Below are 15695 nucleotides of genomic sequence, written 5' to 3'. Positions count from 1 at the left end.
GTTATATTTTATCTAATTGAATTTGCTTTGCATCAGGAACAATTTGCACAAAAACGTTTACACCTAATTCCTTAAGCTCTTTAAATGCTTCTTTTTCTTCATCTGAAACTGAAATATTCTTATAGAATTGTTTTCTACCTTGTTTTGCACCCATTCCTCCAAGATTCAATTCTTTTATTGCTACTCCAGCTTTTACAAGACTAAGAACAGGCATTGGAGTCTTAATTAAAACTATTACTCTTTCTCCGTCATCATCTTTATTTAAAGCATTAATAGCATCATTTACTCCGTATATTTCAACTTTAATTGAAGATGGTGCCGCTGATTTTAAAACCATTTCCATAAATGGATCTTGAGCTACTGCATCATCTACTACTATTATTTTAGTTGCCTTTGTAATTTTAGACCAAGCTGTTGCTACTTGACCATGTATTAATCTATCATCTATTCTTGTTAAAACAATATTTAACATATTTATCCTCTCCTTTTTAATTAATTACTCCTTTTTAATAATTCCATTTCTTTAAATAATTCTTTAATTCCTTTTGTTCCTGTTTCCACGCAATGATCAGTTAAATCATCTAAGTTATAAACTTCTCTCATTGTAATTGCTTCAAGTAATATTGGTAAATTAACACCTGTTATACATCTAAAATTAATACTTGATAATTTACTTGAATTTAGAGCAACTACATTATAAGGGCTCCCTCCCATAAGGTCTACTAATACTAAAACTCCATCACCATCTTCTAAAGATTGAACTGACTCCTTAACCTTATCACCTAACATTTCAACACTATCTCCATGTTGAAGTCCTAATGTTAATATTTTTTCTTGTTTTCCTACAATAAGTTCCGCACTCTTTACTATTTCTTCTGAAAATTTTCCATGAGTCACCAATAAAATTCCTATCATCTTGCCTTGACACCTCCTTAGTTTTTCTTATACTTATTTATTAAGCAAGTCCCTTGCCAAAAAATTAATATAATGTGTATCAAAAATAGTATTTTATAATAGATATCCCTTTAACCCCAGTATTGTTAACGTTTAAATAAACAAAAATCATATAATATTTCATAAAATAATTTTATTTAATGCTAAATAAATTAATTATATACATTTTAATTTAGTATCACCCTATGTGTATTAAATGTGTATTAAACGTGTATTAAAAAAAACTAAATGTAAATACACATTTAGTTTTTTATTTATATAAATACACATTTTTTTTACATTTCAGCTCTGTTTTAAATGTGTGTTGATATATGCAATAGGCCAAGTGGCATTGTAATTGGATTTTTAGAACACTTAATAAGTATTGTCAAATTTACTGCTTGTCTCAATTTTATATTGGGAACAAGCTAAAATGGGACTATACTTATTTTAGTGTTGTTAAGTGAGAGTCGGAATTTTATATTTCGCTCCTCGAACTTACTCAGCGACTATCAGAAGTCGAGTTTCCTTTTTTTACATTTTGTCCACTTTGCTTATGCATATATCAACACTTTGCTAAAACATAACTTTAATTTTTTGTTATATTAAAACTAATATCAACCATCTCAACTATGTATGCTAATTCTGAGTCCGGAATAGAAATCCCAAATATCTCTTCAACTAATTCAAAATTGTTTTTTATAATATTAAAAAGTTTATTCTTACTATTTTTTATTGTTAAAAATTTTTTATATGGTAAAGACTCATTTCTTATAACTCGTTCTATCATACAAGAACAATGAAATAAAAATTTTATATACAAGCTATCATCAATTTTATTACCACAATCTGTAGCTATTTTTTCTAAAACTTGATTTAATATTTCTGATGCTTTTTCAACATTTAAGAATGTAAGTGCCTCATCTAATAACTTTATAATATGTTTTTTCCAATTTATATTTTCATAATTACTTCCTATTTCCAAATTTCTTGAATCTATATTTTCTGTGTTTACTTTTACTCTACCTCCAATTAATGAGCTAACATTCTCTATATTATTCACTAATATATCCATATTTATATTTGAAGTCATAGCTTTTCTTGCTGCTTCAATAACCATAGGTGTACTAACCATTTTTATAGTTCTTGTTTCTATTCCTGTTTTTTCCGTAATCACATCTCCAAATGTTGCTAAAGATCCCATATCAACTAGTAGTAAAACTCCACTTCCTTTATTTATTTTACTAACTGTATTTATAGCTTTCTTTAAAGTGACCTCAACTTTTTCTTCTAATGGCATATCTAATGCATGTATACAATCATATCCTAAAAGCGTCTTTGCAACATCAACCATATTAGTTGCAGTTCCATGACCATGCGCAATTACTAAAACTTGAATATTTCCATGTTCTTTTTTAGTATTTACAGAACGCAAGAACATAGTTATAAATGCTAATTCATCATTAGGTATTTTAACAAAAAATTTTTCTTCTATTTTAGATTTTATTAATGTTGCAAGATTGTATTCTTGTTTATAATTTTTATAATTATCTTCAGATTTAGGGTATATAACTATGTTTCCTATTCTTAATCGTTCCAAAAGAGTTTCTATATGTAATGCCAAACTATACATTAATTTAGTATCTATATTCTTAATACAGTCATGTGAATCTTCTACAAATGATTCTTTAATAATCTCAACAATCTCTGGTGTTACTATTTTGGATAATACTTCTTTATCAAGTTCTAAGTCTTCAGATTTTTCTATAGATGCTGTATTATTAAATCTATATTGGATTTGATTAACTATATTTTCCCTAATCTGTTTTATAGATAATCCGTCTACATAAAACTTCTGAGCTTTTTGTAGCATTAAATCATAAAAATCTCCTTCAGTATTATAGTTGTCATACAATAATAATCCATTTAAATTGTCGTCTGATTCTTCGCTTGAACCATTAAATATTATAGATTCAAAATCATTTAAATCAAAATATTTAATTAGTTCTTGTCTTTTATCTTCAATTGTAAATAAACCTTCTTTAAATCTTTGAGAAATTTGAGATAACTTTACATATACATATTCATATTCTTCTGTAATATATTCAACAAATGCATTAGCACAAATAAGTTGAATATCATTCTTTAACTGACCGATATTACCAGGACATTTATAAAGTAGTAATACTTTTAATACTTCTTTAGATACTTTTAATGGAGCCTTAATTTTTACAGATTCATTTTTAAAAAATTGGCAAATAAGCTCCATTCGTTCCTTTAGTGAACGTTTACTTAAACTAGGCAGCTTGATTGTTACAGGAATTCTTCTTAAAAATGTTCCTAAAATAGCTGATTTAGGATTTTCTGTTGTTGCTGCTATAAATAATATGTTAGCTTTTCTTGCATTCTCAGATTCTCCTAATCTCCTATAACTTCCCCTATCCATTAATGAAAATAGCATTTCCTGTCCTTCCGGAGATAGACGATGTACCTCATCTAAAAATAATATTCCACCATTAGCTTGATCTACCAATCCTTTTTTTTCACAACTTGCACCAGTAAATGCTCCTTTTACATGTCCAAATAAATGTGAAAGTAAAAGCTGAGAATTTTCTGCATAATCTGCACAATTAAATATAATATATGGAGAATCCTTCGTAAGTTTTCCTGATTCTATTGCATATATATACATAGCTTCAGCAAATGTAGTTTTCCCAACACCTGTAGGTCCGATTAATAAAGTATGTAATCCATTAGGTGGATATAATATTGTTGCTTTTGCTTGCTTAATTTGTGATTTTAATGAATCTTCACTACCAATTATGCTTTTAAAAATAGTTTTTTTATATTTAGGTAGTTTTTCTTTATCTAATTCTCTAATATCTTTTATATTTTTAAACTCTTCATCTTTTTTCAAACTTATTTCATTTGTTAATATTTTACTTAATGAACTATATTGGGCTATTACTGATTCTTTTATAGTTATACCAAATTTTAGTTCTAAATAAATCTTATCTAGATATAATACTGGTTTGCCCTGAATTTTAACTGCCAGCTCTTCATTTACAAGACAATTTAATTCTTTACTCACATTATTTCTAGATATATTTAATTCTTTAGCTATGTAACTAGCTTCAAATCCTATTTTTTCTTCTAACGTTTCACTAAAATTTATAGTTTTAGTAAGATCTTTTAACTTTTTATATACTCGTTCTTTTCTACTAAATTTATCTTTTGGTTTATAATCATCAAACACTGAAACATCTCCTTTTTTATAAATTAGATATGTTTTAAATAAAAGAATCTTTAGCTAAAGTAAAAATTTAATTTATTATATAATAAAAGACACTTTCCTTAGTTTATATGCTATTACTATAGAAAGTGTCTCTGTATGCTTTAAAAGGATAGATTCACTCTATCCTTTTTTTTAATTAAGATTTAGACTTATAATCAAAGATTTATTGACTTTCTTCATATCACAATCAGTCATATGTCCAATTTTTTCCTTTAATCTTCGTTTATCTAAAGTCCTTATTTGTTCTAATAATACAACTGAATCCCTATTTAAACCATACTCCTCTGAAGATATTTCAACATGAGTAGGTAGTTTAGCCTTGTTTATTTGTGATGTTATTGCTGCTACAATAACAGTAGGACTATATCTATTTCCTATATCGTTTTGTATTATAATAACGGGACGTATTCCGCCTTGTTCAGATCCTATAACAGGACTTAAATCAGCATAAAATATATCTCCTCTTTTTACTACCATAGTTGCCATTTCAAATAATCACTCTCCGCAAAGCCATATCTCATATTCATTAATATCACTTAATAGCTTTTCAACCCCATCTCTAGAAAGTTCCAAATTTAATTCTGCCATATCTTGATAACCCTTTATCATTGAGTATTCAAAATCGACTAAACTCATATCTTCAATCGTATCATCAATATATAATATTATTGAGTCGCTCATAAATTCACTCTTTTTTTTATTTGTACAAAATATATCGTAATTTTTTTTATTATCCTTAAAATGTGACATAATTTCTCCTCCATAGTAGTAAAAATCCTATGTATATATCTATTATATTGCAAATTATGTCAATTTGTCAAAAGAATTGTCCTTTTTTTGTTATATATTTTTTATTAAACTAAGAGTTTTATTTATTTATATTATTTGTAACAATTATTTACTTAAAACGTATGTATCTTTATGATACTTTCTATAAAATAATTTTAAGCTAATGTTATTTTGATATTAATATGGCTTAATTTTATTTAATTCCAATGTTTTTTACTTATTTAATTCTTAGGAAGAACATTAACTACAAAGATAATATAAAAATTTCAATTTTTATGTGGTTTCCATTCTTCCTTATCATCATAGGTTATCTTAAAAAACATATATTGATTAAAACAACTCATCACTTAAATTCTTTTCAATTTTAAAATCTTTATAAGTTATAATAACTCTTTCAATTCCGTTAATATCAAATATTTTTAATAATATAGGTGACTTTGTTTTTTTATCTATATAAAATTTTCCTTTTTCAAAATGTTTATTATTCATATCATACTTCAAATCAATTTCCAGGTAGTTTCCATCACCCCATTCTTTAACGTTTTCTTTTATTTCACCTAACATCTTATTAGATAAAATATTGTTTATTGATGCTAGTGGATAAATAACGTCCATATTCCCATCAAGTTTAAATTCATCACCTTGATAGTCCTTAACTTGTATTTCTCCGCTGTTATATACTTTTATTGTTTTGTTATCTTGTCCAAATTCAATTCTCAATCCTTTATTATCGCTATAATATTGTGTAGTTAATTCTTTAATTTCACCTCTTGAATTTTTAAATATATATTCTACGCCTGTACTATATTCTTTTATGTTCTTAACATAATTTAAAATGTCTTCATTAGTCGGAAGTAAAATATGTCTAAATAAAACTATCAATAGAATAGTGATAATTGGTATAAGTAATAAAGTAGATAAAAGCATTTTACTTTTAATTGTCTTTTTTTTCTTTTCCATTAATCCTCCAAAGCTTTATTAATACTTTATTACTATTATGAAAAGTTTTTTTATTTTATTCTTAATTAATTAAGAATGTTATTAATTTTTGTTGGTAAATTATTAATAATATCTCTTGCATTAACTATAAAAGAGTTTTGCGAAATTTCATCAGCCAATTTTCCATGTATATAAGTTCCTAAAACAGTTGCTTCTTCAATGTTTACTCCTTGAGATATTAGTCCAGTTATTATTCCTGTTAAGGCATCACCCATTCCACCTGATGCCATTTTGCTATTACCCGTTTCATTTATGTAAGTTTTATTATGAACACAAATTACTGTCTTATAACCCTTTAACAATAAATTTATTCTGTAATCCTTAAAAAATTTCTTTACTACGCTAATTCTATCATCTTCAACTTCACTAATTTTTATATCTAAAAATCTAGCTAATTCTCCTGGATGTGGTGTCATAATTGCTCTATTTTCTAAATATTTTAGTAATGACTTATTTTTTGACAATAATGTTATTGCGTCTGCATCAATGATTATTGGACAAGTTGTTTGCTTTACAACCTTTTCAAATAGTTGTTTCTCTTTTTCTCCAGTTCCAAGTCCTGGTCCAATGGCAATGACTTGAGCTCCTTTTAATAGCTCATTTAATTTTTCATCTTCTGTATTTAAAGTCATAGCCTCTATCAATTTATTAGATAATATAGGTTGTATTTCTTTAGGACAAACTAAAGTTACTAATCCAGCACCACTTCTAACTGTACATTCAGTAGTTATAAATGCTGCCCCTGTAAACCCACTGCTACCTGCAATTATAATTGCTCTACCATAGTTTCCTTTATGTCCATAAATATTTCTTTTTGGGATTAACTTTTTATATTCAGGATCATCTAATATACAAATTCCATCATTATTTTGTTTTTTAATTTTTTGGGGAATACCTATATTTACAACTTTAATATTTCCTAAATATTCAATTGCTTTATAACTTAAGAATCCTTTTTTTATAACTTCAAATGTATACGTATAATTTGCTCTTATTGAAATTCCTTTTGGTACTCCCTCATCACAATCTAAGCCAGATGGAACATCTACTGATACAATTATATTTGAGTTAACATTAATTTCATCTATAATAGTTTTAAACAAACCTTTAAGATCCCTATTTAATCCAATACCAAAAATAGCATCAACTACGACATCAAATTTTTTAATATCGTTAACTAAATTAATATCTATATCTTCCTCTGATCTTATCTTTTTAATTTCTATGTTCTCTAGATTGGTTAATATTTTTAGATTTAATTTAAAATCATCACTATAATTTTCATTAACTCCAACAATATAAACTTTTACCTTCTTACCATTATTGAATAAATGTCTAGAAATCGCTAAACCATCTCCACCATTATTTCCTTGACCACATATTACAAGAAAACTATCACCCATATTATATATTTCCTTATATATTGATATAGCTGCATTTTCCATTAAAACAATACTAGGAATTCCTATTTCATTAATTGTTAGCTCATCAATTAGTTTACACTTTTTAGAAGACATAATTTCCATGTTATATCACCTCTATTATTGCATATGCTATAGCGTCAGTATTACTATGAGATATACTTATAAAAATATTATAATTATCTAAATTAAACATTTTATATAATTTATCACTTAAATTCACTATTGGCTTTCCTAGTTCATCTCTTAATACCTCTATATCCTTCAATCCAAATCCTCTAAAACCGCTACCTAATGCTTTACTTACAGCTTCTTTTGCTGCAAAATTTCCTGATATAGTATTAGCATTAAATCTTCTTAATTTAAAGTATTCAATCTCTTTTTGCGTAAAAAATCTATTTATAAAATTTGGATTACTTTCAATAGCTTTTTTTATTCTTTCAATTTCTATTATATCTGTTCCAATTCCTCTTATCAAAATATTACCCCTTTCTCAGAAAGTTACTTTATTTAGTATATACTAAATAAAGTATTTAAGTAATATTTAACAATTAATTTGCAACTTCCTTTGAAGTAAAATTGTCAAATTCACATACATGCTCGTCTACATACTCACCAATAATGTCTATAAGATGTAGTGGTGAAACTCTGTTTTCATATAATTTAGTAAGTAAAGCTTTAACATTGTGTCTATTTATAGAAATTAAATTTACTGAATCCTTTTCATAAAATACCTCATTAGTGGTATTTGAGTTTTGGCTTTGTACTTCTATGCCATATCCTGTTATTCCTTTATACAGTGATTTGGTTAACCTATATTTATACTCAAAATTGTTTTCAGTATCTATAGATGTATATTCTTCTATAATATCCATATAATTACTCAACCCCTTTTAAATTTGTAACACATGTTAATATTATCACATTAACCTTTTATAAAATGTCAAAGCATGTCCCGATAATTAGTTATTTATATATTTTTTATTGACAATAAATTTTCAAACTTGCTATTTATCACCGTATAAATAAATATATTTAAAATTAAATTTAAAGTATTTGTCGAATATTAATCTAATTGCAATAATTTAATTTTAATTTTAATATATATCTTATATTTATATATGTTTATACATTGTTATAGAATAAAAATAAACCACCTTAAATAGCCTAAATCTATTTTAAGATGGTTTATTTTTTCCCATTTTAACCCCATAAATTTCATTGTAACCATAATTGAAAATTGAAAACTGAAAACTTTTTAGTTATCGTTTACATTATTTATTATATCACATTTATTTATTAATTCAATATTTGGTATATTATTTCTTAAATTTTTCTAATATTTTAAAACTTTATAAATAAAATAAAGTCCTAAAGAATAAAAATAACTCCGTCAAGTAGGTTTTACAACAGTATTTTTTACTGTATCTACTTAACAGAGTTCACTTCAATTTTATTCACTTGCAGAAAATTAAAATTATATATTATTTTAATTTTCTGCAATAACTTTTTCCGGCCTTTTGTTTCCTAAGAACTTAAAGTCTTCACCAACAACTTCTGCTATGTATTTCTTATTTCCGTCTTTATCTTCATAACTTCCAGTTCTTAATCTACCACTTAAACTTATACTATCGCCCTTTTTCATATAGCGACATATAACTTCTGCTTTTTTGCCCCATACTACTACGGGAATTAAATCAGCTTTTCTAGTACCATCTAAACTTTTAAATGGTCTATCTACAGCTATTATAAATTTACTGTATGTTTTACTATCTTTTTCAGTATACATAAGTTCAGGGTCCTTTATAAAATTTCCTACTAATACTATTTTATTCATTATATTACACCTCCTGAATATTTCTTTATTGATTCTATCCAGTTAATGTAATTATATTCAGTAAAATACAATATTCTTATAATTGGTTTTTAAATTCATCTAACACACAATTTATTTCTACTCCTAAAATAAATAAAATTGAAACTAAAAACAACCAAGTCATCAATATAAAAACAGCTCCAAGACTTCCATAAAATCTAGAAAAATTCCTAAAATTATCTATATAAAAAGAAAATCCATAAGATGTTATTATCCATCCTATTGTACTAAATATAGATCCTGGTATTACTTCTCTCCATTTTAATCTTTTTGACGGAGTAAATCTATATATTGACGCAAATATAAATATCATCATAATCACAACAAAAGCATATCTACATATATTCCATAAAATCATAATTATTTTTGTAAAAGGAATCATTTTTACCAAATAACTTCCTATTACATTTCCAAATACAAGCATAGACAATGATAATATTATAATTACTGCCAATGCTACTACACTAAGCATAGAAATTATTAGTCTTTTTATAAATGATCTCTTTTCTTTAAAACCATAAGCTTTATTAACACCTTTAATTACAGCTCTAAAACCTGATGATGAAGTCCATAAAGCTAATAAAATTGAGATTCCTAATAAACCTGTATATTGTTTATCAAAAACCTCAACTATTATAGATGAAGTTAATTCAAATACCGCTTCTGGAACTATAGCTTTTATTCCATTTAATACTTGTATAGAATCCATATTACTAAATCCTATTAACGTTATTAAGAAAATAATAAATGGAAAGAATGATAAAAGTAAATAATATGCTAATTGAGATGCTAATGCAAAAATATCATCATTTTTTACTTTTACAATCAAGTGTAATAATAATCTTAATTTTTCTCTTAAACTCATCTTCGTATGACTCATTAAATCACCATTTCCTATCTTTAGATATTATCATCTCATTTAATTCTTATATAAAATTATATTTATACCACATTCCCTTTATCCCTTTAAATGAATTAATTATGATAACAAGCCATAAACAGATTTCATAATTTCCTACAAAGCTTACTAATTAAAATATTTAAAATCTTTACCCATTAAACATTATATCTCTATTCTCATATTTTATAGATAAAATTTATAAAATATTCATAATATAAAAATAAAGTTTATTTTAAATAAATATTCATGTTTTCAACAAAATTATAGGACTTAATGCTTACTGAGCACTAAATCCTATAATAAACTAAACTTTAAATATTTTTACTATGTTTTAGAACAATATTGACATTTTCTCAAAACATAGATTAGTATCTAAATCAATATAATTCTATAATTTATAAATCTTATCTCTATTGTTAACTACATTCTTAGTTGCATTTCTTGTATCATAAACAACTTTAGCCTTACTTACTATATCTTCATAATCATAACAGCTATGGTTAGTTGTTACTATAACAATATCGCTGTCATCAATTACTTCTTTCCAATCTACAGAATTATAGACTTTATTCTTATATTTGGAAACTTCACAATATGGATCATTTACAATAACATCTGCTCCATTTTTTTCTAAAAGTTCAATAACTTTAAATGCTGGTGATTCTCTATAATCATCGATATCATTCTTATATGCAACTCCTAATACTAGAACTTTTGATCCATTAAGTGCTTTTTTATGTTTGTTTAATATTTTCATTACATTATCTAATACAAATTCAGGCATTGAATCATTTATTTCTCCTGAAGTTTCTATTAATCTTGTATGATAATCATATTCCTTTGCTTTCCATTCTAAGTAAAATGGGTCAAGCGGTATACAGTGTCCTCCAAGACCTGGACCTGGATAAAATGGCATAAATCCATATGGTTTAGTTTTAGCTGCATCTATAACTTCCCATACATCAATTCCCATTCTGTTACATAGTATAGCCATTTCATTAGCTAATCCAATGTTAATATTTCTAAATGTATTTTCTAATATTTTTTCCATTTCAGCTACTGCTGGTGATGAAACAGTATGTATTTCACCTTCTAAAATATTTCTATATAATGCTGCTGCAACTTCTGTACAATCTGCACTACATCCTCCAACAACCTTAGGTGTATTCTTAGTGTTAAAGTTTTTATTACCTGGGTCAACTCTTTCTGGTGAGAATGCTAAGAAAAAGTCTTCTCCACATTTTAATCCACTTTCTTCTAATATAGGTTTAAGAACTTCTTCTGTTGTTCCTGGATAAGTAGTACTTTCAAGTACTATTAACATACCTTTATGCATATATTGTGCAACACTTTTAGTTGATTCTACTACATATGATAAATCTGGTTGCTTATATAAATCAAGTGGTGTAGGTACACATATACAAATAGTATCTACATTTTTTACAAAGCTAAAATCTGTAGTAGCTCTTAGTATTTTATCATCAACTAACATTTTTAACTTTTCATCTACTACATCACCTATGTAATTACTACCTTCATTCACCATTTTAACTTTTTGGTCTTGAACATCAAATCCAATAGTTTCATATCCTGCACTTGCTTTTTCTACAGCTAATGGTAAACCAACATATCCTAATCCAACTACGCCTACTTTAGCAGTTCTATTATTTATTTTTTCTAATAATTGTTGCTTTAATCTTGACATCTATTTTATACCTCCTAAATCTACACACTCAACTTTTTCATCAGATTTTAGATATTCTTCATTACAACTTTCACAAATTGCTTTGTTATTTTTAAAATCTAACTTTGAGCCACATTTACATACATATCCTTTAACTATTGCTGGATTTCCAACAACTAAAGCATAATCTGGTATATTTTTAGTAACTACAGCTCCTGCTCCAATCAAAGCATACTTTCCTATGTTATGACCACATACTATTGTTACATTTGCTCCAATTGATGAACCTTTTCCTATAATAGTCTTTTTATATTCACTTTTTCTTTCTATAAAACTTCTAGGATTTATTACATTAGTAAATACACAAGATGGTCCTAAGAATACATCATCTTCACAAATAACGCCAGTATACACAGATACATTATTTTGTATTTTAACTCCATTACCTAGTTTTACTCCAGGAGATATAACTACATTTTGACCTATATTACATTTTTCACCCATTATAGAATTACTCATAATATGAGAAAAATGCCATATTTTTGTTCCTTCTCCTATTTCAACATTATCATCTATATAACTGGACTCATGTACAAAATACTTCTTATCCATAAATTATACCTCTCTATTCCTTTATAGAATCAATTATATATCTTATTTGCTCTTCTGTTAATTCTGGATAAACAGGAATTGCAAATGTTCTATGTGAAAGATATTCTGCAACTGGCATATCCCCTTCTTTATATCCAAGATCTTGATATACTTTTTGTAAATGTAATGGAACTGGATAATATACCCCTGCTGCCACACCTTTATCTTTAAGTTTATTCAACATTTTTTCTCTATCTTCTGTTTGTAATACATATTGATGATATACTGATTCATTTTCTTGTCTAACACTTGGTGTAACGACTTTTGAATCTTTAAAGTTTTCATCATATATTTTTGCTATTTCTTTTCTCTTTGAATTCCATTTATCTAAATGAGGCAATTTCACCTTTAATATTGCTGCTTGAATAGCATCTAATCTAGAGTTATATCCTATTAAATAATTGTAGTACTTTAATGGATTATATACTGTATCATCCCCAGTATTAGATCTATCTATATCTTCATTTATATTATTTAATAAATTATATGCTTTTTGTCCTGTTTCTCCACTTCCATGAGTTCTTAATGCTCTAGCTATAGTTGCTATATTATCATCAGATGTTACTATCATACCACCATCACCAGCACATGAAAGGTTCTTTGTTGGGAAGAATGAAAAACAAGCTATGTCACTTAATGCCCCTATCATTTTTCCTTTATATTTAGCCCCAACTGCTTGACAAGCATCTTCAATAACTTTTAAGTTATATTTTTTAGCTATTTTATTTATTTCATCCATATCAGCACTTTGTCCAAAGATATGAACAGGTATAATTGCTTTTGTTTTTTCAGTAATTTTTTCTTCTATTTTGCTTGGATCTATATTAAAAGTATCTTTTTCTGCATCTACAAAAACTGGCTTTGCTCCTACAGCAGATATACATTCAGCTGAAGCAAAGTAAGTAAATGTTGAAGTTATTACTTCATCACCTGCTCCAATTCCTAAAGATTTTAATGCAATAACTAATGCATCTGTTCCATTTCCTACTGAAATAGCATGCTTAACGCCTATATAATCTGCAAAATCCTTTTCAAAATCAGATACATTTTTTCCCATAATATAATTTGCAGAAGATAATACTTCCTTAGTTACTCTATCTAAATCTTCAGAAATAGACTTATATTGAGCTTTTAAATCAATTAATGGAATATTCATTTTCCTCGCTCCTTTGATTTTACTTATATTACCAATTTATTGTTTTGATAATTCATTTCTACTAAATTATAACAAATATTTAAATTCTAAATATTAATTATTTATAAAAATTATCTTATCTCATTAAATTAGTTATCATAAAGCTACTTCTTTTGATAAACTAACATGAATATTTTAACATACTTAAATAGATAAATAAACTTTTTATTTTATATGAACAAAAAACAAAAAGTGTATACTAATACTACTTTAAAATAACATATATAAGAGTATTTTTTGTATAAATATAATAAAATATTACAAAACTTATTATATTTCTTTAAAAAACACTTACTCAAATAAATTATAATTTATTTGAGTAAGTGTTTAATTAATCTCTTCATACTCTTATTCCTCTTATTTAATTAAGGCACATTCAAATATTTTACTTGTTATTTATTTTCATATGCCTAATCTGCATGATATTCATTTACTATTTTTTGCACTAATTTCTTAATTACACTTGCTTCTGCTATTAATGATAAAACTAATAGAAAGACTGTTATTCTTTCTTCTTCTGATTCTTTTAAATTTAAGCATTTAACTCTTTCTTTTAATTTTTTTTCATTTTCTAAGGATGCTTTTAAATATTCATCTAAACTTTCATCTTGTATTTCTGAAAATATTTTATAAGCATCTTGCCAACAAATTATATCATCATCTCGTTCATTTATTTCGTTAAATGCTAAACTAAATACTTTTTTTATTTCATCAGTAGTTAGCACTGGTCTCATATAACTTAATAATACAAGCTGAACTAAATGTATTTTAGTGTATCCTCGTTTTTTACCATCTTCTGGTTTTGTGATAACTTCACTTTTTATATAATTTTGAACTATGTTATTAGTGAATTTTTCATCCATAAATTTATCATTTAAGTAGTCTATAACTTGAGATAAAAATAAATCATACTTTGGTAGATCTTCACATGAAACTAAACTATTTTCAGATATTTTTTCAACTATTTCTTTTATATAAGACGACTCCATATGATTATTCATATAATATCCCACACTTTCTTAGTATATTTAAATAAATTATATAGTAAAAATAAACTTATTACAAGTTATTTTTACCATTATAATAATCTGAATATGTTTTTATTATATATGATAATTCAAAAATTTAGTATATAAATTATAATTTCTATTTTTTAATTGTTTTATATTTTCTGTTTTATTTATAATTGTTTTAAATTATTATATGGAAAAATAATATTTTTTGTCTGTTTAAGACAATATGCATTGTTTTTTTATATATTTTTAAATTTTTTTGTGTTTTTTAATATTTATATGACAAATTGGTAATTATCCATATTTTCTAATTTTTACTAATTGTTTTTACTTTTTTTATTTTAATATAGGCTTATCCCATTTAACCTCAGTAGTAATGCAATTTTTTATATTAAAATCATCTTATATTGTATAGTAAAAAATTCTAAAAATTCTATTGACATTTCTAAAATATGGTAGTATATTTTATATATAATGTTTATTAAAGTTGAAATTTGTAACTTATTATACAAAAAACATAAAATATATATTGACTTTATATTACATACTTGGTAATATGTCAGAGTAGAATGTCGAACATTGTAATTAGGAGGAATTTTTATGAAATCAACAGGTGTAGTTAGAAGAGTAGATGAATTAGGTAGAATTGTTATTCCAATAGAATTAAGAAGAACTTTAGATATTGCTGAAAAAGACGCTTTAGAAATTTATGTAGACGGTGAACAAATAATCCTTAAAAAATATGAACCAGCTTGTATATTCTGCGGAGATGCAAGAGACGTTATAAACTATAAAGGAAAAAATGTTTGTACTAATTGTTTAGATGAAATAAAAAACAATAGATAATATCTATTAATTATACTTAATAACAATATTAGCACCTCTAAAATTTTAGAGGTGCTGTTTATTTTATATTTAGCTCTGTTTTAAATGCGTGT

The 15695-nt window shown here is 25.6% G+C and carries 16 protein-coding genes; 1 reads left to right on the top strand and 15 read right to left on the bottom strand.

Annotated elements, in window-relative coordinates:
* Window position 1: 1 nt before the first annotated feature.
* The 15 genes from NG918_RS00620 to NG918_RS00550 all read right to left on the bottom strand — a co-directional run bounded on the left by NG918_RS00620 (window position 2) and on the right by NG918_RS00550 (window position 14745).
* Window positions 2-472: a PTS sugar transporter subunit IIB gene (locus NG918_RS00620; protein WP_252211620.1), complete on the bottom strand. Its 471-nt coding sequence runs from the start codon at window positions 470-472 to the stop codon at window positions 2-4.
* 20 nt (window positions 473-492) lie between these two features.
* On the bottom strand, window positions 493-915 hold the full coding sequence (locus NG918_RS00615) for a PTS sugar transporter subunit IIA (RefSeq protein WP_252223976.1): 423 nt from the start codon (window positions 913-915) through the stop codon (window positions 493-495).
* A 607-nt stretch (window positions 916-1522) separates the two neighbouring features.
* Window positions 1523-4189 (bottom strand): sigma-54-dependent transcriptional regulator, encoded by a 2667-nt coding sequence (locus tag NG918_RS00610; RefSeq protein ID WP_252211618.1) that lies wholly within the window; start codon window positions 4187-4189, stop codon window positions 1523-1525.
* A 171-nt stretch (window positions 4190-4360) separates the two neighbouring features.
* Window positions 4361-4714 (bottom strand): type II toxin-antitoxin system PemK/MazF family toxin, encoded by a 354-nt coding sequence (locus tag NG918_RS00605; RefSeq protein WP_286673916.1) that lies wholly within the window; start codon window positions 4712-4714, stop codon window positions 4361-4363.
* 9 nt (window positions 4715-4723) lie between these two features.
* Window positions 4724-4978 carry a hypothetical protein gene (locus tag NG918_RS00600; protein ID WP_252211617.1) on the bottom strand — a complete coding sequence of 85 codons (255 nt, stop codon included), beginning with the start codon at window positions 4976-4978 and terminating at the stop codon, window positions 4724-4726.
* 369 nt (window positions 4979-5347) lie between these two features.
* The gene (locus NG918_RS00595) at window positions 5348-5977 is read right to left on the bottom strand and encodes a germination lipoprotein GerS-related protein (protein WP_252211616.1); all 630 of its coding nucleotides are present in this window, start codon (window positions 5975-5977) and stop codon (window positions 5348-5350) included.
* 65 nt (window positions 5978-6042) lie between these two features.
* Complete coding sequence (locus NG918_RS00590) at window positions 6043-7542, bottom strand: NAD(P)H-hydrate dehydratase (protein WP_252223973.1); 1500 nt, start codon at window positions 7540-7542, stop codon at window positions 6043-6045.
* 1 nt (window position 7543) lies between these two features.
* Window positions 7544-7915, bottom strand: coding sequence for a holo-ACP synthase (gene acpS, locus NG918_RS00585; RefSeq protein ID WP_252211614.1), 372 nt, complete (start codon window positions 7913-7915; stop codon window positions 7544-7546).
* A 73-nt stretch (window positions 7916-7988) separates the two neighbouring features.
* Complete coding sequence (locus NG918_RS00580; RefSeq protein ID WP_252211613.1) at window positions 7989-8312, bottom strand: DUF6514 family protein; 324 nt, start codon at window positions 8310-8312, stop codon at window positions 7989-7991.
* Window positions 8313-8926: 614 nt separating this feature from the next.
* Window positions 8927-9274, bottom strand: coding sequence for a single-stranded DNA-binding protein (locus NG918_RS00575; RefSeq protein ID WP_252223969.1), 348 nt, complete (start codon window positions 9272-9274; stop codon window positions 8927-8929).
* A gap of 76 nt (window positions 9275-9350) precedes the next feature.
* Complete coding sequence (locus tag NG918_RS00570) at window positions 9351-10193, bottom strand: YihY/virulence factor BrkB family protein (protein WP_252211611.1); 843 nt, start codon at window positions 10191-10193, stop codon at window positions 9351-9353.
* A gap of 409 nt (window positions 10194-10602) precedes the next feature.
* A complete protein-coding gene (locus NG918_RS00565) occupies window positions 10603-11919 on the bottom strand; it encodes a nucleotide sugar dehydrogenase (protein ID WP_252223966.1) in 1317 nt (438 codons plus the stop codon).
* On the bottom strand, window positions 11920-12510 hold the full coding sequence (locus NG918_RS00560; RefSeq protein ID WP_252211609.1) for an acyltransferase: 591 nt from the start codon (window positions 12508-12510) through the stop codon (window positions 11920-11922).
* Between the two features lie 13 nt (window positions 12511-12523).
* Window positions 12524-13705, bottom strand: a complete 1182-nt coding sequence (locus tag NG918_RS00555) for a DegT/DnrJ/EryC1/StrS family aminotransferase (RefSeq protein ID WP_252223963.1) — start codon at window positions 13703-13705, stop codon at window positions 12524-12526.
* 449 nt (window positions 13706-14154) lie between these two features.
* Window positions 14155-14745 carry a DUF1836 domain-containing protein gene (locus tag NG918_RS00550; protein ID WP_252211607.1) on the bottom strand — a complete coding sequence of 197 codons (591 nt, stop codon included), beginning with the start codon at window positions 14743-14745 and terminating at the stop codon, window positions 14155-14157.
* 612 nt (window positions 14746-15357) lie between these two features.
* Here NG918_RS00550 and NG918_RS00545 point away from each other — a divergent pair.
* Entirely contained in the window at window positions 15358-15603 is a 246-nt protein-coding gene (locus tag NG918_RS00545; RefSeq protein ID WP_003369321.1) for an AbrB/MazE/SpoVT family DNA-binding domain-containing protein, read from the top strand.
* Window positions 15604-15695 lie beyond the last annotated feature (92 nt).

Source organism: Clostridium sp. ZBS2, from assembly GCF_023845855.1.
GTDB classification, from domain to species: domain Bacteria; phylum Bacillota; class Clostridia; order Clostridiales; family Clostridiaceae; genus Clostridium; species Clostridium aquiflavi.
Note: the sequence above shows the minus strand (reverse complement) of the source record. Positions and strands in the feature narration are given on the sequence as shown.